17 protein-coding genes and 1 riboswitch are annotated in these 22,807 nt (G+C 72.8%); of the genes, 12 read left to right on the top strand and 5 right to left on the bottom strand.

Translation table 11 applies throughout. From position 1 onward, the window contains the following. Window positions 1-21 precede the first annotated feature (21 nt). Complete coding sequence (gene rplQ, locus ACQVFL_RS26380) at window positions 22-582, top strand: 50S ribosomal protein L17 (RefSeq protein WP_396690272.1); 561 nt, start codon at window positions 22-24, stop codon at window positions 580-582. 68 nt (window positions 583-650) lie between these two features. Then, the gene (gene truA / locus ACQVFL_RS26375) at window positions 651-1,481 is read left to right on the top strand and encodes a tRNA pseudouridine(38-40) synthase TruA (protein ID WP_431727823.1); all 831 of its coding nucleotides are present in this window, start codon (window positions 651-653) and stop codon (window positions 1,479-1,481) included. Between the two features lie 9 nt (window positions 1,482-1,490). On the opposite strand, the gene ACQVFL_RS26370 is transcribed toward truA, so the two are convergent. Then, entirely contained in the window at window positions 1,491-2,678 is a 1,188-nt protein-coding gene (locus tag ACQVFL_RS26370; protein WP_431727822.1) for a hypothetical protein, read from the bottom strand. Between the two features lie 114 nt (window positions 2,679-2,792). On the opposite strand from ACQVFL_RS26370, the gene ACQVFL_RS26365 reads away from it, so the two are divergent. The 3 genes from ACQVFL_RS26365 to ACQVFL_RS26355 are packed head-to-tail and all read left to right on the top strand — an operon-like array spanning window position 2,793 to window position 6,111. Further along, on the top strand, window positions 2,793-3,395 hold the full coding sequence (locus ACQVFL_RS26365) for a class I SAM-dependent methyltransferase (RefSeq protein ID WP_396690278.1): 603 nt from the start codon (window positions 2,793-2,795) through the stop codon (window positions 3,393-3,395). A 57-nt stretch (window positions 3,396-3,452) separates the two neighbouring features. Beyond that, window positions 3,453-5,141 (top strand): ABC-F family ATP-binding cassette domain-containing protein, encoded by a 1,689-nt coding sequence (locus tag ACQVFL_RS26360; protein ID WP_431727821.1) that lies wholly within the window; start codon window positions 3,453-3,455, stop codon window positions 5,139-5,141. A gap of 19 nt (window positions 5,142-5,160) precedes the next feature. Beyond that, the gene (locus ACQVFL_RS26355; RefSeq protein WP_396690967.1) at window positions 5,161-6,111 is read left to right on the top strand and encodes an aldo/keto reductase; all 951 of its coding nucleotides are present in this window, start codon (window positions 5,161-5,163) and stop codon (window positions 6,109-6,111) included. A gap of 64 nt (window positions 6,112-6,175) precedes the next feature. On the opposite strand, the gene ACQVFL_RS26350 is transcribed toward ACQVFL_RS26355, so the two are convergent. After that, entirely contained in the window at window positions 6,176-11,959 is a 5,784-nt protein-coding gene (locus tag ACQVFL_RS26350) for a ThuA domain-containing protein (RefSeq protein ID WP_431729896.1), read from the bottom strand. Between the two features lie 388 nt (window positions 11,960-12,347). Then, a riboswitch (TPP riboswitch) is annotated at window positions 12,348-12,456 on the top strand. On the opposite strand from ACQVFL_RS26350, the gene thiE reads away from it, so the two are divergent. From thiE to thiC, 7 genes are all read left to right on the top strand, one after another. After that, a complete protein-coding gene (thiE, locus tag ACQVFL_RS26345) occupies window positions 12,451-13,077 on the top strand; it encodes a thiamine phosphate synthase (protein ID WP_431727820.1) in 627 nt (208 codons plus the stop codon). It overlaps the preceding riboswitch by 6 nt. Continuing rightward, window positions 13,071-14,294 carry a glycine oxidase ThiO gene (thiO, locus tag ACQVFL_RS26340; RefSeq protein WP_431727819.1) on the top strand — a complete coding sequence of 408 codons (1,224 nt, stop codon included), beginning with the start codon at window positions 13,071-13,073 and terminating at the stop codon, window positions 14,292-14,294. The genes thiE and thiO overlap by 7 nt, the downstream gene beginning before the upstream one ends. A 14-nt stretch (window positions 14,295-14,308) precedes the next feature. After that, window positions 14,309-14,509 carry a sulfur carrier protein ThiS gene (gene thiS, locus ACQVFL_RS26335; protein ID WP_396690286.1) on the top strand — a complete coding sequence of 67 codons (201 nt, stop codon included), beginning with the start codon at window positions 14,309-14,311 and terminating at the stop codon, window positions 14,507-14,509. A 5-nt stretch (window positions 14,510-14,514) separates the two neighbouring features. After that, window positions 14,515-15,333: a thiazole synthase gene (locus ACQVFL_RS26330; protein WP_431727818.1), complete on the top strand. Its 819-nt coding sequence runs from the start codon at window positions 14,515-14,517 to the stop codon at window positions 15,331-15,333. 80 nt (window positions 15,334-15,413) lie between these two features. Continuing rightward, window positions 15,414-16,097, top strand: coding sequence for a thiamine phosphate synthase (locus tag ACQVFL_RS26325; protein ID WP_431727817.1), 684 nt, complete (start codon window positions 15,414-15,416; stop codon window positions 16,095-16,097). 191 nt (window positions 16,098-16,288) lie between these two features. Continuing rightward, on the top strand, window positions 16,289-17,080 hold the full coding sequence (thiD, locus tag ACQVFL_RS26320) for a bifunctional hydroxymethylpyrimidine kinase/phosphomethylpyrimidine kinase (RefSeq protein WP_350692845.1): 792 nt from the start codon (window positions 16,289-16,291) through the stop codon (window positions 17,078-17,080). Window positions 17,081-17,095: 15 nt separating this feature from the next. Further along, window positions 17,096-18,688 (top strand): phosphomethylpyrimidine synthase ThiC, encoded by a 1,593-nt coding sequence (gene thiC, locus ACQVFL_RS26315; RefSeq protein ID WP_396690289.1) that lies wholly within the window; start codon window positions 17,096-17,098, stop codon window positions 18,686-18,688. A gap of 24 nt (window positions 18,689-18,712) precedes the next feature. Here thiC and ACQVFL_RS26310 read toward each other — a convergent pair whose 3' ends face one another. The 3 genes from ACQVFL_RS26310 to ACQVFL_RS26300 form a co-directional block, all read right to left on the bottom strand. Next, window positions 18,713-21,469, bottom strand: a complete 2,757-nt coding sequence (locus ACQVFL_RS26310; protein ID WP_431727816.1) for a hypothetical protein — start codon at window positions 21,467-21,469, stop codon at window positions 18,713-18,715. A gap of 77 nt (window positions 21,470-21,546) precedes the next feature. After that, the gene (locus ACQVFL_RS26305) at window positions 21,547-21,858 is read right to left on the bottom strand and encodes a cupin (RefSeq protein WP_396690293.1); all 312 of its coding nucleotides are present in this window, start codon (window positions 21,856-21,858) and stop codon (window positions 21,547-21,549) included. Continuing rightward, a complete protein-coding gene (locus ACQVFL_RS26300; protein WP_431727815.1) occupies window positions 21,855-22,805 on the bottom strand; it encodes an LLM class F420-dependent oxidoreductase in 951 nt (316 codons plus the stop codon). Before ACQVFL_RS26300 ends, ACQVFL_RS26305 begins: the two co-directional genes overlap by 4 nt. Window positions 22,806-22,807: the final 2 nt, after the last annotated feature.

The raw sequence follows: 22,807 nt of genomic DNA, 5'->3' as shown, positions 1-22,807 counted from the left end.
CACACCTGAGGAGCACCAAGCATGCCCACGCCCACCAAGGGCCCCCGCCTCGGCGGCAGCCCCGCGCACGAGCGGCTGATGCTGGCCAACCTGGCCACCGCGCTGTTCCAGCACGGCAAGATCAAGACCACCGAGACCAAGGCCCGGCGGCTGCGTCCGCTCGCCGAGCAGCTGATCACCAAGGCCAAGCGGGGCGACCTGGCGTCGCGTCGGCGGGTGCTGACCGTGGTCAAGGACAAGGACGTGGTCTACGCCCTGTTCGACCAGATCGCGCCGCGGTACGCCAACCGGCCCGGCGGCTACACCCGGATCGTGAAGACCGGTCCGCGCAAGGGTGACGCCGCGCCGATGGCGATCATCGAGCTGGTCGAGGAGCTTCAGGTCGCCGAGCCGAAGGCGAACCAGAAGACCGCCGCCCGCAAGGCCGCGCAGCAGGACAAGGTCGAGGCGTTGGCCCCGGCCGACGAGGCCCCGGCGAACCGGTCGGGCGACCAGGACGCCGAGGCGCCGGTGTCGGCATCCGGTGACACCGCCGCTGCCCGCGAGGACAGCGACCTGGCCACCGAGGAAGGCAAGGCCTGAGTCAGGCCGTCGTCGGGCCCGGCATCCCCCACGGGGGTGCCGGGCCCGACTCGTCGAGGAGGTACGACGTGGACGAGCGCACCCGGCTGCGGCTGGACGTCGCGTACGACGGGACCGGCTTCTCGGGGTGGGCCGCCCAGCCGGAGCGGCGCACCGTCGCCGGTGTGCTGGTCGAGGCGCTGGACCTGGTGCTCGGGGCGGGTGTCGCGGCCGGGCTGACGGTCGCCGGACGCACCGACGCCGGGGTGCACGCCAGCGGGCAGGTCTGCCACGTCGACGTGCCCGGCGAGGTGTGGCGGGCGCACGAGGGCCGCCTGCTGCGTCGGCTGGCCCGACTGCTGCCGGGTGACGTGCGGGTGCGCGCGATGGGCGTGGTGCCGGGAAGCTTCGACGCCCGCTTCTCGGCGACCTTCCGGCGCTACGAGTACCGGGTGACCGACGCGCCCTGGGGTGCCGAACCGTTGCGCCGGCACGAGATCCTGGCCTGGCCCCGCGCGCTCGACGTCGACCTGCTCGGTGCAGCGGCGGCCGGGTTGGTGGGGGAGCACGACTTCGCCGCGTACTGCCGGCGCAAGGAGAACGCCACCACGCTGCGGGAGGTGACCCGCCTGGACTGGCGACGCGAGGCCGACGGCATCCTGGTCGCCACCGTGCAGGCCGACGCGTTCTGCCAGGCGATGGTGCGCAGCCTGGTCGGCGCGATGCTGGTCGCCGGGGACGGGCGTCGACCGGTCGAGTGGCCGGCGGGCCTGCTCACCCGGCGGGAGCGGTCCAGCGAGGTGACGGTGGCGCCGGCGCACGGGCTGACCCTGGTGGCGGTCGGCTATCCCGACGATCCGGCCGAGTACGCCCGCCGGGCCGAGGCCACCCGACAGCTCCGGGTGCCCGCCGGGGCCTGAGCGGCCTGCTCAGTTTCCGGTGTCGGGGTCCTGGTCGCCGGTGTCGTCGGTGGGCGTCGGGCTCGGCTGCGTGGCCGTACCGCCGGCTGCCCGCCGTTCCAGCACGTCCCGGCTGAGATGCATCTCCAGCATGTCGAAGAGGACCTCGCGGACCGTGGTGTCGGCGGAGCGGACGGCTGCCCCGTCCGTCCGGGCCACCACCGCGTAGGCGAGGTAGTGACCGCGTACCTGCCAGCCCACCCGGGCGGGCGCGGAGGTGATGACGTCGGTCCCGTCGCCGGCCGACATGCCCCGGAACCGGCCCTGTCGTGCGTCGAGCGCCTGCCGGATGCGGTCCCGGGCCCGTTCCGCGCTGGAGCGGTCGGTCAGGTTGAACAGGCCGGTGGTGACCAGGTGTTCGCCGTCGGGGGTGCGCAGGGTTGCCCGCACCACCTGGTTGCAGCCGAGCAGGGTCAGGGACTCGGCGACCTCGCCGGTGGCCGCGACCGCGCAGCTCGCGCTCGATTGCGTCCGCAGCACCTCGTAGCCGGTGTCTCTGCCGTCGACCGTCAGGGTGCTGCCCGGGAAGACCTCGCGCGCGGTCAGCGGCGCGGAGTCGGTGTCCCGGGAGTCCAGGTCGCTGGCGGCGGGCTCGGTGTCCTGGGTGTCCTGCTGCTCGGAGGTGGGCGCCGCCTGTTGACCGATGAACTGCCCACCGTCCATCAGCGCCCCGGCGGTGAGGCCGCAGAGCCCGAGCAGCACGAGCGCGGCGGCACCGCCGATCAGCACCTGCCAGGTGCGGTTGCCGCCGGTGCGTGGCGGCGGCGGGCTCACCGGTGTGGACGGTGGCGCGGCGGTGGTCGGCTCGTACCCGGTGAGGGAGGTCTGCGTCGCCGTCGCGGTGCTCGACGCGTACACCCCGGAGGGGAGGACCAGGTCGGGCTCCGGCGGATAAGGCTCCGGTGGGTACGCCTCCGTTGGGTAGGGCTCCTGTGGGCCGATCGGCGCCGGTGGCGCGGCCAACTCGGGCGCGGGATCCGCGTCGGGGGCCGCTGCCGTCGAGGGCAGCAGGATCTGGTTGGGGCGCGTCAGCGACGGTGTGGGGAAGCGCGACGGCGAGGGGCCACCCGGGCGGCGGGCGTCGCCGGCCGGCATCCCCTCGGCGTCGTCGTCGCCGTACTGGAGGTATGCGTCCTCATCAGAGTCGTACCGGTACATGGTGACCAGAGTAAGGATTTTTACCCCATTAGTGGGCATTTTGCCGGATGTGCTGGCGGCGCAGGCCACTCCCGACGGCCGGGTCGGTTCCGGCCCGGTGCGAGAATGGCCGGCGTGACCGGGGACCACTACTTCACCGCCGAACCGAGCACGCCCGCCCAGGCGCGCGAGGTGCAGTTCAGCGTCGCCGGCCGCGACTACGCCCTGGCGTCGGCGGGCGGGGTCTTTTCGGCCACCCGGCTGGACCCCGGCACCGCCGTGCTGCTGCGCAAGGCCGAACTACCGACGTCGGCCACCGGGCCGCTGCTCGACCTCGGCTCCGGGTTCGGACCGATCGCCTGCGTCCTGGCCAGCGTCGCGCCCGAGGCGACGGTCTGGGCGGTGGACGTCAACGCGCGGGCCCGGGAGCTGACCGCCGGCAACGCGCAGCGGCTCGGCGTCGCGGACCGGGTACGGGTGGCCGCCCCCGAGGACGTACCGGCCGACCTCCACTTCGCGCAGATCTGGTCCAACCCGCCGATCCGGATCGGCAAGGAGGACCTGCACCAGTTGCTCGGCCGCTGGCTGCCGCGACTGGCCCCGGACGGGGTGGCCTGGCTGGTGGTGGCCCGCCACCTCGGCGGCGACTCGCTGCACCGTTGGCTGGTCGAGCAGGACTGGCGGGTCGAGCGGCACGCCAGCCAGAAGGGCTTCCGGGTGCTGCGCGTCACCCGCTGACCGCTCGCGGGCGACTAATCGGTTGGCCGTCCGGCCCGGCTCCGGCAGGATGCCGGCGTGGGATACGTCGACGTGGCAGCGGTCGGACACGTACTGCCGGACGGGCGGGATCTCTTCACCGACGTGTCGTTCCGGGTCGGTGAGGGTGCCAAGGTGGCGCTGGTCGGCCCGAACGGCGCCGGCAAGACCACCCTGCTGCGGATGGTCGCCGGTGACCTGCCGGTGCGTACCGGCACCATCGCGCGGGCCGGTGGCCTGGGCGTGATGCGCCAGTTCATCGGCATGATCGGCGACGAGTCGACGCTGGCCGACCTGGCTCTGTCCCTGGCCCCGCCGCCGCTGCGTGAGGCCGGACGCCGGCTGGCCGAGACCGAGGCGGCCATGCGCGCGGCCGAGCTTCGCGGCAAGTACAGCACGGTGGCGGGCAAGGCACAGCTCGCGTACGCGGACGCGCTGGCCGCCTGGGGCGAGACCGGCGGGTACGACGCCGAGGTCCTCTTCGACACCGTCGCCACCATCGTGCTCGACCTGCCCTGGGACACCGCCCGACAGCGGCCGGTCCGCACTCTCTCCGGTGGACAGCAGAAGCGGTTCGCGCTCGAACTGCTGCTGCGCGGCCCGGAGGAGGTGCTGCTGCTCGACGAGCCGGACAACTTCCTCGACGTGCCCGGCAAGCGCTGGCTGGAGGCGCGGCTGCGGGAGTCCGCCAAGTCGGTGCTCTACGTCTCGCACGACCGGGAGTTGCTGGCGCACACCGCCGACCGGGTGGTCGCGGTGGAGGGCGGCAGCGCCTGGGTGCATCCGGGCGGCTTCGCCAGTTGGCACGAGGCCCGGGTGGCGCGCCACGCCCGCCTCGACGAGCTGCGCAAACGGTGGGACGAGGAGCACCACAAGCTGCGCGAGCAGATGCTGATGTACAAGCAGAAGGCGGCGTACAACTCGGACATGGCCTCCCGGTACCAGTCGGCGCAGACCCGGTTGCGCAAGTTCGAGGAGGCCGGGCCGCCGCCCGTACCGCCGAAGGACCAGGACATCCGGATGCGGCTGGCCGGCGGCCGGACCGGCAAGCGGGCACTGATCTGCGAACAGCTTGAGATCGACGGCCTGACCTACCCGTTCGACCTGGAGGTCTGGTACGGCGACCGGGTGGCGGTGCTGGGCGCCAACGGCACCGGCAAGTCCCACTTCCTGCGGCTGCTGGCGCGCGGGGGCACCGACCCGGATCCGGCCAACGGCCCGGTCGACGGGGCGGCGGCGCTCGCGCCGGTGGCACACGACGGGACGGCCCGACTCGGCGCGCGGGTGCGCCCCGGGCACTTCTCGCAGACCCACGACCGGCCGGAGCTGATGGCGAAGACGCTGGCCGAGATCCTGTGGCGGGGCGACGAGCACCGTGCCGGCATGGACCGGCACGCCGCGATGGCCGCGCTCAGCCGGTACGAGCTGGCCGGGCAGGGCGACCAGCGCTTCGGCACGCTCTCCGGCGGCCAGCAGGCCCGTTTCCTGGTGCTGCTGCTGGAGCTGTCCGGGGCGACCCTGCTGTTGCTCGACGAGCCGACGGACAACCTCGACCTGGCCTCGGCCGAGGCGTTGGAGGCCGGGTTGGCCGCGTTCTCCGGCACGGTGCTGGCGGTCACCCACGACCGCTGGTTCACCCGGACCTTCGACCGCTTCCTGCTGTTCCGCGGTGACGGTGAGGTGGTGGAGACGCCGGAGCCGGTGTGGGAGGTCGGGCGATCGACATAGGGTTGATCTCGTGACTGAGATGACCTATCGCCGGTTGGGCGACTCCGGGCTCGTGGTGTCCGTCGTGGGGATCGGCTGCAACAACTTCGGCCGCAAACTCGATCTGGACGGCACCCGCGCGGTGGTCGACGCCGCCCTCGACGTCGGGATCAACTTCTTCGACACCGCCGACATCTACGGCGAACCGCACGGTGCGTCGGAGGCTCAGCTCGGTGCGGCCCTCAAGGGCCGTCGCGACGACGTGGTGATCGGGACCAAGTTCGGCATGTCGATGGGGGGTGACAACGGGCGCGACTTCGGCGTGCGCGGCTCGCGGCGGTACGTCATCCGGGCGGTGGAGGCGTCGCTGCGCCGCCTGGACACCGACTACATCGACCTGTATCAGTTCCACGAGCCGGACCCGGGCACCCCGATCGAGGAGACGCTCGCCGCCCTGGACGACCTGGTCCGCGCCGGCAAGGTGCGCTACCTCGGCAACTCCAACTTCGCCGGCTGGCAGATCGCGGACGCCGACTGGACGGCGAAGACCCGGGGGACCACCCGATTCGTCAGCGCCCAGAACCACTACAGCCTGCTCAACCGGGACGCCGAGATCGAGGTGCTGCCCGCCTGCGAGCGTTTCGGCCTCGGCATGCTGCCGTTCTTCCCGCTGGCCAACGGGCTGCTCACCGGCAAGTACAAGCGTGGCGAGGCCCCGCCGGCCGGTAGCCGCCTCGCCGGTGGCGGCCGGTACGCCCAACGGCTCGCCGCCGCCGACTGGGACACCATCGAGGGCATCGAGGCGTACGCCGCCGAGCGGGGGGTGTCGATGCTGCACGTGGCGATCGGCGGACTGGCCGCCCAACCGGCGGTCACCTCGGTCATCGCCGGAGCCACCACGCCCGACCAGGTGCGCGCCAACGCCGAGGCGGGCAACTGGCAGCCGGGTGAGGCGGACCTCACGGCACTGCGCGCGGTGCTCGACCGGTAGGGGACAGCGCACGCGGAGAGGGGCCCCGCCCGGCGCACAGCCGGACGGGGCCCCGAGAACTCGCCTACAACTTCCGGCCGGGCGCGAGCCGGGTGGGATCGCCACCCAGTCGTCCGGTGCCGGCGACGGACTCGCCGTCGTTGGCGCGTACGCCCGCCTTGCTGGCCGTGCCACCGAGCCGGACGATCATGGCGTCGGTGTCCCGGACCAGCGTGTCCCGGATCTCCGCCTCGCCGACGAGCGAGGCGTCGGCGGCCAGCCCCCGGAACGCGGTGAGCTGGTTGATCGCCCGCTGGTCGTTACCGGCGGCCTCCGCCGTACGGGCGTTGGAGAGCCGGTTCGACAACTGGGTGTGCGCCCGAGCGGAGAGCCGACCCGTCGCCTTGAACCGGTCCAGCAGGTTCTGCATGTCCCGGAACGACGTGGTGACGAAGAACCGGACCGTCGTGGTGGTGGCGTTACCCGCCTTGTCGGTCGCGGTCACGGTCAGCTCGTGCAGCCCCAGCGGCAGCTCGTACATCGCCTGGAGGGTGCCGCTGACGTACGGGCGGTCGTCGAGTCGACCGACCACGGTGGCGATCCCCGAGGTGGGGTCCACCGCCTGCCAGGACACCCGTACGTCCTGACTGTCGCCGTAGAGCTGGCCGTCGGCGATGCCGGAGACCAGCAGCGTCGGCTTGGTGCCGTCGATGCGCACCACCGCCGACTTGAGCGTCTCGGCGTTGCCCACGTTGTCGGTGGCCCGATAGAGCAACTCGTGGGCCCCGTCGCCGCTGATCTCGACCGGCTCGGTGTACGGCGTCCAGTCACCGCCGTCCAGCGACCACTCCAGCGACTTCACCCCGGAACCGGCGTCGGTCGAGGTGAGCACCACCGGCACGGTGCCGTCGTGCCAGCCCTCGTCGTTCGCCGGAGCGAACGCCGCGGTGCTGACCGGCGCGGTGGTGTCGATCCGGACGTCGACCGTCCTGGTCTCCTCCACGTTGCCGGCCTCGTCGACCGAGCGGAACCGCAGCTCGTGCTCGCCGTCCCCGGACACCGCCACCGGCGCGGTGTAGGTGGTCCAGGTGTCGGCGTCGTCGAGCTGGTACTCGGTCCGGGCCACCCCGCTGCCGCCCTCGTCGGTGGCGGCCAGCGTGACCGTCGTCGGGCCGGTGTACCAGCCCTGAACCGGCGTACCGGCGACCTCGGCGGTGGTCACCGGCGCGGTGTCGTCGACCGTGCCGGTGCTCAGCCGGAAGTAGTCGAACGACACCTGCTTCGAGGCGGTCTGGTTGCCGCCGAGGGCGAACAGGCCCACCTTCGGGGTCGGCCCGACCGCCGCGTTGGTCAGCTCGGTCAGCGTCGTCCAGGTGTTGCCGTCCGCCGAGTACGACGCGGTGAAGGTGTCACCGGTGCGGGCCAGCCGCAGGTGCCACACCGACTCGGTCAGGCCCTCCGCGCCGGGCTGCGGGTCCTGGATCACCCCGTCGATCTCGCTGCGCAACTCGATCCGTCGCGACACCGGCGAGCCGGCCTGGTTGTCGACGACGAAGTCGAACTTGACGTAGTTGTCGTCGTCGCCGTACACGATCAACCCGCCCTGCTGGTACTGCTCGTCCAGCAGTCTGCCGTCGACCTTCGTCTCCAGCGTCCAGTCGCCGTCCGGCGCGTTCTGCAGGATGAAGTTCGTCGGCCCGGTGTTGTCGGTGCCGTAGATGTCACCGTTGGGTACGTCGATGCGCAACGCCCCGTCGGCCACCAGGTAGGCGGTGGCGTCCTCCCGGAGGATCGCGTTCCACCGGCACTTGTCCAGCGCGGTCCCGCTGAACTCGTCGGACGGGTCGACCGGTCCGGCCGGCTCGTCCGGCGTCACCTGGAACCAGTCGAACGCGGCGTCCACCACCGGCGCGGTCGTGCCGCCGTTGAGGGCGAACAGACCGATCCGGGGGTTCTCGATGCCCTCCAGCGCCGCCGCCCGACCGACCGGGGTGAAGGTCAGCCCGTCGGACGAGAGCGACGCCGTCAGGCTGGTGCCGTCGCTGCTGATCCGCAGGTGGACGGTGTCACCGGCCGGTGCCGCCGTGCTGTCGGCACCCTCGTTGCGAGGCGTACCCGCGGTCTCCCGGATGAACTCCACCCGCCGGCTGCCGTTGTAGAGCAGGTCCACCTTGGCGTAGTTGTCGTCGTCGCCGTAGACCAGCAGACCGGCCTGCTGGTAGTCGGCCGTCACCGGCAGGGTCACCTTGGTGGTGGCCGACCAGGCACCCGAGGGAGCCGGCTGGAGCACCAGGTTGGTGGCGTCGTTGCGGCTGCCGTACAGGTCACCGGCCGAGGTGGGCAGGCGCAGCGCGCCGTCGGAGACGGACAGGAGTTGGTTCTCCCGCACCACGCTGGTCCAGCGCTCCCGGTCCAGGGTGGTGCCGCCGAAGTCGTCCGAGCGCGTGCCGACGCAGGAGGTGTTCGGCGCGTCGACCCGGACCGGCACGGTGGCGTACGAGAACGCGCCCCGGCTGTCGGTCACCGTCAGGGTGGCGGTGAAGTTGCCGGGCCGCTCGTACGTGTGCTCGGCCTGGAGCGTGTCGGCGGTGCCACCGTCACCGAAGTCCCACTCGTACGTCAGCGGGGTGTCGCCCTCGGGGTCGACGGCCGTTCCGCCGAACGCGATGGTGACCGGCGCGGTGCCGGTGGCCGGCGTGGCGGTGGCGGTGACCGTCGGCGGGGCGTTGTCGGTGACGCCCTTGCCGACGAAGTCCGCCCAGTTGACGTTGAACAGCGAGCCGGAGCCGCCGCTCGGGTGCCGGGCCACGAAGAACAGCGATCCGCTCGCCGGTCCGGTGACCTCCGCGGTGACGTCGGTGTACGTCTGCCAGTCACCGGTGCCCGGCACGGTGGCCGTGGCGACCACCGGTCCGTCGACCGCGCCGGCCCGGACCTCGATCACCCCGCCGTCCACGCCGGATGAGGCACGGAACCGGATCTCGGAGATCTCGGTCAGGTCGGCCGGGTCCACCGACCACCAGTCGCCGTCCTCGATGAAGCTGATGTTCTCGCCACCGCCCGCGCTGTCGCCGGTGGTCTCCCGCTGCACGCCGGGCTCACCGCCGCCGGTGCCGTCCGCGGTACGGCCGGTGTCGCTGAAGTACTCGGCCTGCTTGCGCTTCGGCTGGAGGATCTCGATGACCCGCCCGGTCAGCGGGCTGGCGCCGCCGGAGCCGCCCTTGTCGGTGTAGGTCGCCTCCAGCACGGTGAAGACGTCCGCCTCGGCGCCGTGACCGGCGGCGAGCTGGGTCTGCACCGTGCCGCTGCACCCGGTGTGCTGCTCCAGCGGGTGCGCGTGCTCGTCGTGGCCGAGCAGCACCTGGAGCTGGACGTCGGCGCAGTCGATCTCGCCGTCCTCCGGGTCGGTCACCTTGATCGAGTACCTGACCTGGTCGCCCCAGTTGAAGAAGCCACCGTTCGGCGGGAATTCGATCTCCACCGTCGGCGCGGTGTTGCCCACGGTCACCGGGACGTTCGCCACCGCCGTACGGCCGTTGGGGTTGGTCACGGTGAGCTGGGCGGTGTAGTTGCCGGCCTCGGCGTACGTGTGGGTGGGGTTCGCCTCGGTGGAGGTGCCGCCGTCGCCGAACGCCCAGGAGTACGTCAGCACGCCGCCGTCCGGGTCACGTGATCCGGCGCTGGAGAACTCGACGGTCAGCGGCGCCGGGCCGGAGGTCGGCTCGGCGGAGGCCACCGCGATCGGCGCCCGGTCACCGGCGATGTAGTCGATCCGGTAGACGCCGGAGTTGTCGTTGTTGCCGCCGAAGCCGCTGCCCCACTCGATCAGGTACATCGCGCCGTCGGGGCCGAACTCGAAGTCCATCGGACGGATGAAGGTCATCCCGGTGAGCAACTGGTTGATGTCGACCAGTTCCCGCCCGTCCGCGCTGACCTGCATCGTGTACATCTTGGACTGGTTCCACTCGCCGAGCAGTGCCTTGCCGTCGTAGTACGCCGGCCACTTGCGGTCCGAGTCGAGGTCGGCGTCGTACCGGTAGACCGGGCCGCCCATCGGAGCACCGCCGCCACCGATCTCCGGGAACCGGGGGTCACCGCTGTAGCCGTAGTCGACGGTGGCCGGGATGGCCGGCGGCAGGTTGGTCAGACCGGTGTTGTTGGGCGAGTTGTTCACCACGGCGGCGCAGTCGAACTTCGGCCCGCTCGGGCCGGACGGGAACTGGTAGTCGTTGTACGCCTGGTTCCCGCCGTGGCAGTACGGCCAGCCGTAGTTGCCGGCCTCGGCCACGATGTTCCACTCGACCAGGCCGGCCGGGCCACGGTTCGGGTTGGCCGAGGCGGCGTCCGGACCGTAGTCGGCGACGTAGAGCGTGTCGGTGGCCGGGTCGATGCCGATCCGGAACGGGTTCCGGAAGCCCATGCCGTAGATTTCCGGGCGGGTCTTCTCGGTGCCCGGCGGGAACAGGTTGCCCTCCGGGATGGTGTACGTCCCGTCGTCCTCCGGGTGGATCCGCAGGACCTTGCCGCGCAGGTCGTTGGTGTTGCCGGAGGTGCGCTGCGCGTCGTAGTCGGCACGGCCCGGACGCTCGTCGATCGGGGTGTACGCGTCCGACTGGAACGGGTTGGTGTTGTCGCCGGTGGCCAGGTAGAGGTTGCCGGCCGAGTCGAACGTCATGGTGCCGCCCGCGTGGCAGCAGGTGTTGCGCTGGGTGTCGACCTGGAGGACGACCTTCTCGGTGGCCGCGTCGATCGCGTCACCGCTCACCGTGAACCGGGACAGCACGTTACGTGCCACCCCGTCGTTCGGGGCGTAGTAGAGGTACACCCAGTTGTTGGTGGCGAAGTCCGGGTCGAGGCGGATGCCGATCAACCCGTCCTCGTTGCCGGTGAAGACGTCGAGGTCGATGGCGGTGACCGTGTTGCCGGTGTCCGGCTTGACGATCTGCACCCGGCCGTCGCGCTCGATGTAGAAGACCCGGCCGTCCGGGGCTATGTCCAGTTCCATCGGGTTGCTGGTGTTGCTGTCCAGCGTCACCTTCTCGAAGCTGGCGGTCAGCGAGGCGCCGCAGTCGGCGTCCTGCACCCCGGCCGCGGTCCGGATGCCACCGAGCAGGTGGGTGAGGAACTGCGGCTCCGCGTACGACTCGTTGGTGTGGCCGCCGCCGGTGTACCAGGACCGGCCGCCGTCGTAGTCCTGGCACCAGACGATCGGGTGGTCGTGGCCCATCGCACCGGCACCGGGGGAGTAGCTGGTCTCGTCCAGCGTGGCCAGCACGTGCACCTTGCCGCGCGGGTTTGTCCGGTAGTTGTACCACTCGTCGAACCGGGACCAGCGGTCCGGCAGGTCCGCCGTGGACGGGTGCGCCGGATCCTCCACCTTGATCGTGGCCTGCTGGTTGGCCGGGTGGCTGTTGAAGTACGCGCCGACCAGGCCGCCGTACCACTCCCAGTCGTACTCGGTGTCGGAGGCGGCGTGGACGCCCGCGTACCCGCCACCGGCCCGGATGTAGCGCTCGAACGCCGCCTGCTGGTCGGCGTTGAGCACGTCACCGGTGGTGGAGAGCCAGATCACCGCCTGGTATTCGGCGAGGTTCTGGTCGGTGAAGGCGGTGCTGTCCTCGGTGGCGTCGACGGTGAACCCGTGTTCCGCGCCGAGCTGCTGGATGGCGGCGATACCGGCCGGGATCGAGCCGTGCCGGAAGCCGGCGGTCTTGGAGAAGACCAGCACCGAGAACGGGTCGGCCTCGGCCTGCGGGGCCGGCGCCTGGGCGACGGGGACGGTCCGGGACGGGGCGGCCTGGGCGGCGGGTGCGCCGGCGAGCGTGGTCGCGGCCAGGCCGAGGGTGAGAAGGGTGGCGGTCAAGGGCACGCGCTTACGGCGTGTTCGGAACACTCCGGTCTCCTTTGTCCTTGCCGGACAGGGGTCGCGGGGGCCGGCTCGCCGAAGACCGTCCCTGATGGAGCCGCAGCCGGGGGGCCGTGCCAGGGCTTTCCGTTGCGGCATTATGTCGAATCGCTGAACAAATTAATTCCGGTGAATCGGTTCATGGCAAGGTCTCGATGGATAACGTTTCGGCATCGGTGGGCTGTAATTACCGTCTATGTGTACGAAGCGCGCATTCCGCTGGAAGTAAGGAGGGGTCCCCTGCTAACGCCTGCGGTATAGGAAGGGCCCCCTCCTCACGCCAGCGGCGGAGCCGGCGTCGTGGCGGGACGCACCTTGGCAGGTCAGCGGATCTGTCGTACGGTGGCCACGCAAGTGACCCACGGGAGCCCGGTCGACCGGGCTGAGAGGGGGGCTGTGAGCCCCCGACCGTCGAACCTGATCCGGGTAATGCCGGCGCAGGGAGGAGTGTTGCCGTGCCGTCCCTGGGACGACTGCATCTGATCACCGACACCCGGCCCGGGCGGGATCCGCTCGCCGTGCTCCGGGCCGTGCTCCCGGTGGCCCGTACCGAACTGCTGGTGCAGGTCCGGGTGGAGGACTCCGCCACCGACCGCGAGGCGTACGACCTGACCCGACGGGTGCTCGCCCTCTGCGCGCCGTACGCGGTGGACTGCCTGGTCAACGACCGGCTGCACGTGGCGTTGGCGGCCGGCGCGGGCGGCGGCCACGTCGGCGCGGACGACCTGCCGGTCACGGCGGCGCGGCGGGTGCTCGGCCCGGCCGCCGTGCTGGGCGCCACCGCCCGCGAACCGGGCTCGGCCCGCGAGGCGGTCGGTGCCGGCGCGAGCTACCTGGGCGTCGGTCCGTGCCACGCCACCACCACCAAGGACGGGCTGCCGCCGGCGATCGGCGTCTCCGGGGTACGGGCGGTGGCCGAGGCGGTCACCGTGCCGGTGATCGCCATCGGCGGGGTGACGGCGGCGGACGTGCCCGCGTTGCGGGCCGCCGGGGCGTACGGGGTGGCGGTGGTCGGTGCGCTCTCCGGCGCCGCCGATCCCGCGCGCGTCGCGGCAGAGCTGATCGGGGCGTTGTCGTGTTAGCAGGGGACCCTTCCTATACCGCAGGCGTTAGCAGGGGGCCCTTCCTTTCATCCGATGTCGCTGTCGTCGGTGGGGGCCCGATCGGGCTCGCGATCGCCTGGCGCTGCGCGGCGCGCGGGTTGCGGGTGGTCGTGCACGATCCCGCGCCGGGCTCGGGTGCCTCGCACGTCGCCGCCGGGATGCTCGCGCCGGTGGCCGAGGCGTACTTCGGCGAGCACGAGCTGACCGCCCTGCTCACCGAGTCGGCTGCCCGCTGGCCGGCGTTCGCCGCCGAGCTGACCGAGGCGAGCGGCGCCGACATCGGCTACCGCACCGAGGGCACGCTGATGGTCGGGCTGACCGCCGACGACCTCGCCGAGGCGCGTCGACTCTGGGCGTACCAACTGGGCCTGGGGTTGCCGGTGACGCCGCTGCGTCCCTCGCAGCTTCGCGACCGGGAGCCGGCGCTCGCGCCCCGGGTCCGGGGCGGCGCGCTCGCCGCCACCGATCACCAGGTCGATCCGCGTCGGCTGGTGCCGGCGCTGCGGCTCGCCGCCGAGCGGGCCGGTGCGACGGTGGTCCGGGAGCCGGTGCGGAGGCCGGCCGACGTCCGTGCTCGGGTGACCGTGGTCGCCGCCGGCTGCGGCTCGGCCGCGCTCACCGGGCTACCGGTCCGCCCGGTGAAGGGCCAGGTGTTGCGGCTGCGCGCCCCCGACGGCGGTCCGCCGGGCTTCCGGCACGTGATCCGGGGGTACGCCGACGGCGAGCACGTCTATCTGGTGCCCCGCGACGACGGCGAGGTGGTGGTCGGGGCGACCGTCGAGGAGCGCTCCGACCTGGCGGTCGGTGCCGGGGCGGTGCTGCGGCTGCTGCGGGCCGCGATCGACCTGCTGCCGGAGCTGGCCGAGTACGACCTGGTGGAGGCGATCGCCGGGTTGCGCCCCGGCACCCCGGACAACGCCCCGATCCTGGGTCCGTTGCCGGGTCGGCCGGACGTGCTGGTCGCCACCGGGCACCACCGGCACGGGATCGTGCTCACCCCGGTGACCGCCGACCTGATCGCCGACCTGGTGACCGGGGCGGACCCCGACGCGATCGGCGGTCCGTTCCGCCCCGAACGCTTCGTCGTCGCCGCTGCCGACGCGACCGCCAGCCCGTTCCGGCCCGAGCGCCACGTCGCCGCCGGACCGGGCGAGGGCTTCGGCGCTTCCGGCGACGCCACCCGATCCGCGCAGTGAACGGAGGAGTCCTGATGGAGTTGACGGTGAACGGTGTCGGGCGCAGCGTGCCGGACGAGGTGACGGTCGCCGAGCTGGTCCGGGACGTGACCCCGCAGCAGCGCGGCGTGGCGGTGGCGGTCAACGGCGAGGTGGTGCCGCGTACCGACTGGCCGGCCACGGTGCTGCGGGGCGGCGACCGGGTCGAGGTGCTCAGCGCCGCCCAGGGCGGGTGAGCGGCATGGAGCGCACACCGTCGACCGGCGGGCCCGAGACGGACGCCGAGACGAAGGGTTTCGAGCTGGGCGGGGTCCGGTTCGGCTCCCGGCTGGTCCTCGGCACCGGCGGGGCCGCCAACCTGCACGTGTTGGAACAGGCGATCCGCGCTTCCGGCACGGAGCTGGTCACGCTGGCGCTGCGCCGGGTGGACACCGTCGCGGTCGGCTCGGGTGGCCTGCTCGATCTGCTGGACCGCTGTGGCGTACGCCTGCTGCCGAACACGGCCGGCTGCTACACCGCAGGTGAGGCGGTGAAGGTGGCGCGGCTGGCCCGGGACGCCTTCGCCACCGACTGGGTCAAACTGGAGGTGATCGGCGACGAGCGCACGCTGCTGCCCGACGGGGTGGAACTGCTGCGTGCCGCCGAGGAACTGGTCGACGACGGGTTCACCGTGCTGCCGTACACGTCGGACGATCCGGTGCTGGCCCGGCGGCTGGCCGACGTGGGCTGCGCGGCGGTGATGCCGGCCGGCGCGCCGATCGGCTCCGGGCTGGGCGTCAACAATCCGCACCACATCCGGTTGATCCGGCAGGACGTGACGGTGCCGGTGATCCTGGACGCGGGCATCGGCACCGCCTCGGACGCGGCCCTGGCCATGGAGCTGGGCTGCGACGCCGTGCTGCTGGCCAGCGCCGTCACCCGGGCTGCGGATCCGGTCGCCATGGCCACCGCGATGCGGTACGCCATCGAGGCGGGCCGCCTCGCGTACGGCGCGGGCCGGATTCCCCGCCGGTTCCACGCCCTGGCCTCCACTCCCGACGACGGTCGACCCGACCTGTGACCCGTCACGTCGCCGATCCTGGTGCGAAACCGCCCCTCCAGGGGACTCCTCGCACCAAGGTCCAGCCGGTCTCGGGTGTGGTGCTGCTGACGGATCGCCGGGCGGCCCGGGGGGACCTGCGCGATGTGGTGGCGCAGGCGGTCTCCGGGGGAGTGCGGTGCGTGGTGCTGCGCGAGAAGGACCTGCCGCGTGCCGAGCGCCTGGTGCTCGCCGCCGAGCTGCGACCGATCCTGGCCGAGGCGGGCGGCACGCTGATCGTCGCCGGCCCCGACCCGCTCCTGCCCGACACCCAGCCCGCCCCACGGATCCCCAGCACCTTCGGCGGGGCATTCGTCGCGCTCCACCTTCCGGCCGCCGGCCCGTACCCGCCACCCGTCGCCGACCTGGTCGGTCGCTCCTGCCACGACGAGGCGGAGCTGGACCGACTCACCACCGAGGACTACGTGACCCTGTCACCGGTCTTCCCCACCCGCAGCAAACCCGGTTACGGCCCACCGCTGGGCCCCGACGGTCTGGCCGCCCTGGTGGGTCGCAGTCCCGTGCCCGTCCTCGCCCTCGGCGGCATCGAGACACCCGCCCAGGTCCGGGCCTGCGTGGAGGCCGGCGCCACCGGCGTGGCCGTCCAGGGCGCCATCATGCGCGCCCGAAACCCACACCGGGTCGCCACCACCCTCACCACCGCCCACCACGAGCTTCACCAGACGAGTACGCCCCAGACCCCCCACCGCAGCGACCCCGCCCCCACCACCCCGGCCCAGCGATGACCCCCACCCCGCCAGCCTCTCCCAAGGCAGGACACCCGAAGCCGCCACCAATCCGTCTCGATGGGCGACGCCCACGACGGGGCTGCGGCCGACCGTGCCCACGCAGGAATCAAGCCTGACCGCCCGGAGTGGGCACGGTCGGCCGCAGCCCCCAACCGCAACCCGAGCAAGAACAAGCCAAGAGGAGACACGTGAGAACCCCAACGACCGTGCTCACCGTCGCCGGTTCGGACTCCGGTGCCGGTGCCGGTATCCAGGCCGACCTCAAGGTCTTCGCCGCCCTCGGTGCGTACGGCACGAGTGTGCTCACCGCCGTGACCGCGCAGAACACCCGGGGCGTGGACGCGGTGCTGCCGTTGCCGCCGCAGACGGTCAGCGACCAGTTGGACAGTGTGCTCTCCGATTTCACGGTCCGCGCGGTCAAGACCGGGATGCTCGGTACGCCGGCCGTGGCGGGTGCGATCGCCGAGGCGGCGGCAGCGGGTCGCCTGCCGCAACTCGTCGTCGATCCGGTGCTCGTGGCGACCAGTGGACACCGGCTCGGCGTGGTGGAGGCGGTGGAGCGGCTGCTGCCGTACGCCCGGGTGGCGACGCCGAACAGCGCGGAGGCCGCCGCCCTCACCGGGGCGCCGGTGACCGGCGTGGCGGAGATGACGGCGGCGGCGCGGGCGTTGGCGGCGGGCGGTGCCGAGTGGGTGATCGTGACCGGCGGTGACGTGGACACCGGCGACGAGGCGGTGGACGTGCTGCACGGCCCGGACGGCACGACGGTGCTGCGGGCTCCCCGGGTGCCGACCCGGCACACGCACGGCACCGGGTGTTCGTTCTCGGCGGCGACCGCCGTACGGCTGGCGCTGGGCGATCCGGTGCCGGTGGCGGTCGCCGCCGCCAAGGAGTACGTGACCCGCGCGCTGGCCGGTGCGCGGGACTGGGAGTTGGGCGCGGGACGCGGCCCGATGGACCACTTCGGCTGGTCCGCTTAGGCGAGGGAGGCTGTCATGCAGGCACGTCGCAAGGTCTACGTCGAGGGTTCGCGACCGGACGTCCGGGTGCCGTTCGCGGAGGTCGAGCTGACCGGGGACAACCCGCCGGTCCGGTTGTACGACACCGCCGGGCCGGGTTCGGACCCGGAAATCGGTCTGCCGCCGCTGCGGGGACCGTGGATCGCCGAGCGGGGCGACGTGGCCCCGGTACGCGGTGCCGGAACGCCGCTGGGCGGGGCGGACGGCAGACGGCCGACGCAGCTCGCGTACGCCCGGGCCGGAATCGTCACCCCCGAGATGGAGTTCGTGGCGATCCGGGAGGGGATGGCGCCCGAGTTCGTCCGGGACGAGATCGCGGCGGGTCGGGCGGTGCTGCCGCTGAACATCAACCACCCGGAGTGCGAGCCGGCGATCATCGGCAAGGCGTTCCTGGTCAAGGTCAACGCCAACATCGGCACCTCGGCGGTGACCTCCTCGGTGGCCGAGGAGGTGGAGAAGCTGACCTGGGCCACCCGGTGGGGCGCGGACACCGTGATGGACCTGTCCACCGGCAAGCGGATCCACGAGACCCGCGAGTCGATCGTGCGCAACTCGCCGGTGCCGATCGGCACGGTGCCGATCTACCAGGCGTTGGAGAAGGTCGGCGGTGACCCGGTGAAGCTGACCTGGGAGGTGTTCCGGGACACCGTGGTCGAGCAGGCCGAGCAGGGCGTGGACTACATGACGGTGCACGCCGGGGTGCTGCTGCCGTACGTGCCGCTGGCGGTCGACCGGGTGACCGGCATCGTGTCGCGGGGCGGCTCGATCATGGCGGCCTGGTGCCTGGCGCACCACGAGGAGAACTTCCTCTACACGAACTTCCGGGAGCTGTGCGAGATCCTGGCCCGCTACGACGTGACGTTCTCGCTCGGTGACGGGCTGCGCCCTGGCTCGATCGCGGACGCCAACGACGAGGCGCAGTTCGCCGAGCTGCGCACGCTCGGTGAGCTGACCCGGATCGCCTGGGAGTACGACGTGCAGGTGATGATCGAGGGTCCGGGCCACGTGCCGATGCACAAGATCAAGGAGAACGTGGACCTGCAACAGGAGTGGTGCCACGAGGCACCCTTCTACACGCTCGGCCCGCTGACCACCGACATCGCGCCCGCGTACGACCACATCACCTCGGCCATCGGCGCGGCGATGATCGGCATGTTCGGCACCGCGATGCTCTGTTACGTCACGCCCAAGGAGCACCTCGGGCTACCGGACCGTGACGACGTCAAGGCGGGGGTCATCGCGTACAAGATCGCGGCGCACGCGGCGGACCTGGCCAAGGGGCACCCCGGCGCGCAGGCCTGGGACGACGCGCTCTCCAAGGCACGCTTCGAGTTCCGGTGGGAGGACCAGTTCAACCTCTCGCTCGACCCGGAGACGGCGCGGTCCTACCACGACGCCACGCTGCCCGCCGAGCCGGCGAAGACCGCGCACTTCTGCTCGATGTGCGGGCCGAAGTTCTGCTCGATGAAGATCAGTCAGGACCTCAAGGAGTACGCCGCCCGGGGCATGCAGGACAAGTCCGAGGAGTTCGTCGCCTCCGGCGGACGGGTCTACCTGCCGCTGGCCTGACGGGTCCGGCCGGCCGGGCTGCTGCTACTCGCGGTGGTGCCGGCCGGTCGGCCGCAGTCGGCGGCGCGCCTCCTTCGGCAGCGGCTCGTCCTCGATCGACGGGCGGCCGAGTCCGGCCACCCAGTCCACGTACTCCTCGTCCTGCGCGGCGAGCGGTTCCTCCTGCTCCGCGGGGTCGGTCTCCACGGGGCGGGGCCGGTTGCGCCGGAACAGGCCCCGCCGGCCCCTCTCGCGTTCGTGCTTGGGCGGGGCTGGTTCGGCGCGCGGGGCGGGCGGTTTGCTGAACGCAGCCGTCACGTCGCGGGCGGCCGCCGCCGGGTCGGTGGAGACGGCCGGTGCCGCGCTGGCGAAGGCCGCCGAGACGTCCCGCGCGGCGGTCGCCGGGTCGGTACCGGCACCGGCCTCGGTGTGGCCCGGGTCGGAATCGACACCGGCGGTGGCGTGGTTCGGGTCGGCACCGGCGTGGGCGTGGCCCGGTTCGGTGCCGCCGTCCAAACCCGATGGTCCGTCGGTGCCCGGCCCGGTCGGCGACCCGGCCTCGTCGGTGGCATCGGCCGGGTCAGGGTGGCGGGCCGGTGTGAAGGCGTTCCAGGTCGCCGTGGTGTTGAGGTCGGGCAGCGGGAGCCGGTGCCGGGGCCAGGGTGCGGTCTCCGGTCCCTCGACCGGACGGGGGGCCGGCGTCACCGCACTGTCGGACCGGCCGCCACCGGTCGGCTCGTCGTCGTCCGTCGACCCGGGACCGCCCCCGGGTGGTACGGGCGCGGTGTCGACGAAGTCCGGACCACCGGCCTGGTCGGGCACCCCGGCCCGGGGCATCGGCGTCTGGGCGGTCGGGCCTGACGCGTCGAACGGGTGCGGCGATCGGTCCTGGTCAGCGGCGCGAAACACGGGCGCGATCCGGTTCGGCGGCTCGGCCAGCGGGCGTGGTGTGTGGACAAGCCGGGGTGGCCGTTTCGCCGGGCCCGCCGTCGGGGTGAGGTCGCCGCCGTCGCCGACCGGGTCGGGCCCGGCCGTCCAAGGCTCGGTGATCGCGCCGCTGCGGGCAGGCGGCCCGACGATCGCGCCGGTCCCCGCCGACGGCGTGTCGAAGGGCGGCCGGTGGTCGTACGGCCCCGGCGGATCCATCGGGCGCGCGTGAAGTGTCGGCGGCTGGTCCGGGTGGTCGGGGTCGCCCGTCGCCTGGACCGCGAGGGCCGGTGTACCGAGCGGAGCGGGGTCGACGATCGCGGGGTCGACGGTGTCGGTGCCGACGAAGAGGGGCCGCTCGGTGGGGTCGGCATGGGCGGGTCGGTCGGCAGCGGACCGGGCACCGGAGGGCTCGGCAGCGGGTTCGGCGTCGCTGGATTCGGCGGGGACGGGTCGGGCGGGGGTGGCTCCGTCGCGGTCGACACCGATGGCTGAACCGAGTTCGGCGGCGGGGAAGCGGTCGGTGGCGGGCAGACGGTCGGGGCCGGTGTCGGGCGCACCGGGGCCGGTGGCGGTGGCACCGGCGTCGGCCGCCGACTCGTCCGGTCGGGTCAGCCCTGCGGTGCCGGTGGGCAGATCCTCGGACCCGGTGTGGAGAGAGGCACCGGCGGCCGGTGCGACGTCGCCGTCGATGGTCGGGCCGGCGGCGGTCGGGAGACCGGTCCTCGGCCCGGCGTCGGAGGCCGGACCGATCGGCGCGTTCCCCGACGCGGCGGGCACCGGGGCAGCCGGCTCGCCGGGCCAGTGCCAGTGCGGCGGTGACGCGTCGCCGGTGACCGGCCGGTCGGGGCCGGTGTGCGGACCGCCGGGCGGATCGGCCACCGCGACGGCCCCGGCGTCGGCCTCCGTGCCGGTCGGACGGTCGGCCGACGTCGGCAGGGCGGGGGAGGTCGGTAGGGGCTGCAGGATCGCGGTCGGTTCGATGGCGGTCCCGGCGGTCCCGGCGGTCCCGGCGGTGTCGCGGTCGAGTGCGGCGAGAGGGATCAGCGCGGCAGCGGCCGACCCGAGGGCACCGACCGCGACCGCGATCAGGGCACCGTAGTAGGGCGCGAGCTGGTAGCGGTCGCTCGCGTCGCCGGGTCCAGCGGCCAGGTAGGCGAACGCCACCAGGATCGGCCCGGCCACCCCGCTCGGCCCGCTGATCAGCGGCGGCTGGCCGCGCCACCGGGCCAGGGCACCGGTCGCGGCACCGGCCAGCAGGCTGACCAGCGGCAGGATCAGCAGGGACAGGCGCTGGGCCGCGTCGGCGGTGAGCCAGCTCGGTTCCAGCACGCCGAGGCGGACCGGGGTCAGTGGCCCGGTCGAGGCGAGCGACGGGGCGACGGACAGCAGCGCCAGCAGCCACACCGTACCGGCGATGCCGGCCATGTTCCAGGCGAAGGTCGGCCGGAGCAGGGCGGCCAGCGCGGCGCCCGCGCCGACCACCGCGCCGAGGACGGCGCAGATGGCGACGGCCCAGACCGGGTCGACCGAGACGAGCTCGACCGCGCGGGCCGGTCGCATGCACAACGGTGCCACCACGACGGCGCCCAGCGCGGCGCTGCACGCCACGGCCAGTTGACGATGCGTACCGGTGAGCCCTCCGTGGCGCTCGGCGAGGCGTTCGGTGAGTACCGCTCCGACGACGGCGGCGTTCGCCGCGAACCAACCGGCCCAGACGAGTTGGGCCGGCCACTGGTTGACGGTGGCGCCGGTGAAGGTGCCGGTGAGACGGAGTATGCCGAAGCCGAAGGCGACGCCGAGCTGACCGGCTGCGGTCAGCAGGCTGACGCCGAACGCCGTGAGCAGTAGCCGGCTCAAGGTCCTATGGGCCATGGTCGGCACGTTACGGTCCGTGGCGACCGATCGCCACCGGCGCGCCGTGGGACGGCCGCTACCTGCGCCCGGCGGGTCTACTTGAGCTCGACCAGGCGAGCCAGGTATGTCGTGTCCCCGACGTTGGTCAGCATGTGCACCGCGCCCGGGTCGCGGTAGACCACGCCGCCGGTCGGCTCGTCCGCGTCGATCGTGGTGCCGTCGATGGTCTGCACCACGTTCTTCGCACCCTGCACAGCCACCACCAGATAGGGGTGGTCGTGCCGGTGCAGCGGCTGCCGCTCGCCCGGCTCCAGCCGGATGTGCCAGACCCGGACCCGGTCGTTCTCGAAGACGATCTCCTGGCCCACCGGGCCGAGCGTGGGCAGGTCGAGGGGGGTCTCGGTCATCGGGTTCCCTCCAGTCGGGGCAGCACCTCGGCCGCGATCAGCTCCAGGTGGTCCAAGTCGTCGAGGTCGACCAACCGGAGGTGTACGCGGGCGGTGCCGACGGCCGCGAACTCGCCGATCCGGTCGACCAGTTGTTCCGGTGAGCCGACCACCGCCTCCTCGGGCGGCAGGGCGCTGGTCACGTGCAGTGGTGCTGCCCGTCGTCGGGCCTCCGCGTCGGTGCGTCCGATCGCCACCACGATGCCGGCGGAGAGCACCAGCGGTGCCCGGCCGGTGCCGGCGCGGTCGACCCGGTCGCACGCCTCGCGTACCCGCTCGTAGGACTCGGCGGTCCGGGCGACGTCGGTGAAGGGCACGTTGAACTCGTCGGCGAAGCGGGCCGCCAGGTCCGGGGTGCGCTTGGGACCGCGTCCGCCGATGATGATCGGCGGCCCGGGGGTCTGCACCGGCTTCGGTAGCGCCGGGGCGTCCACCAGCCGGTAGTGGTCGCCGCTGTAGCTGTACGTGCTGCCCGACGGGGTCCGCCACAGTCCGGTGAGTACGTCGAGTTGCTCGGTGAGCCGGTCGAAGCGTTCACTCGTGCCGGGGAACGGGATGCCGTACGAGGTGTGCTCGCGGGCGTACCATCCGGCGCCGATGCCCAGCTCGACCCGGCCGCCGCTCATCCGGTCCACCTGGGCCACCATCACCGCGAGCGGACCGGGTAGCCGGAAGGTCGCGGAGGTGACCAGGGTGCCGAGCCGGATCCGGCTGGTCTCCCGGGCGAGCGCGGCGAGCGTCAGCCAGGCGTCGGTCGGGCCGGGCAGCGCCGACGCGTCACTCATCGACTGGTAGTGGTCGGCGCGGAGGAATGCCTCGAAACCGCCGTCCTCGGCGAGTCGGGCGAAGCGGAGCTGGTCGTCGTAGTCGGCCCCGCGATGCGGCTCGGTGAAGACGGTGACCCGCATGG

Origin of the sequence: Verrucosispora sp. TAA-831 (assembly GCF_050780145.1) — a bacterium.
Lineage (GTDB): Bacteria > Actinomycetota > Actinomycetes > Mycobacteriales > Micromonosporaceae > Micromonospora.
Note: the sequence above shows the minus strand (reverse complement) of the source record. Positions and strands in the feature narration are given on the sequence as shown.

Bases quoted from the DNA above. Each gene is read 5' to 3' on its own strand.
- ACQVFL_RS26330 (WP_431727818.1), top strand. From the start codon at position 14,515: ATGGAGCGCACACCGTCGACCGGCGGGCCCGAGACGGACGCCGAGACG.
- thiC (WP_396690289.1), top strand. From the start codon at position 17,096: ATGCAGGCACGTCGCAAGGTCTACGTCGAGGGTTCGCGACCGGACGTC.
- ACQVFL_RS26305 (WP_396690293.1), bottom strand. From the start codon at position 21,858: ATGACCGAGACCCCCCTCGACCTGCCCACGCTCGGCCCGGTGGGCCAG.
- ACQVFL_RS26355 (WP_396690967.1), top strand. From the start codon at position 5,161: ATGACCTATCGCCGGTTGGGCGACTCCGGGCTCGTGGTGTCCGTCGTG.
- thiS (WP_396690286.1), top strand. From the start codon at position 14,309: ATGGAGTTGACGGTGAACGGTGTCGGGCGCAGCGTGCCGGACGAGGTG.
- rplQ (WP_396690272.1), top strand. From the start codon at position 22: ATGCCCACGCCCACCAAGGGCCCCCGCCTCGGCGGCAGCCCCGCGCAC.
- ACQVFL_RS26310 (WP_431727816.1), bottom strand. From the start codon at position 21,469: ATGGCCCATAGGACCTTGAGCCGGCTACTGCTCACGGCGTTCGGCGTC.
- ACQVFL_RS26370 (WP_431727822.1), bottom strand. From the start codon at position 2,678: ATGTACCGGTACGACTCTGATGAGGACGCATACCTCCAGTACGGCGAC.
- ACQVFL_RS26300 (WP_431727815.1), bottom strand. From the start codon at position 22,805: ATGCGGGTCACCGTCTTCACCGAGCCGCATCGCGGGGCCGACTACGAC.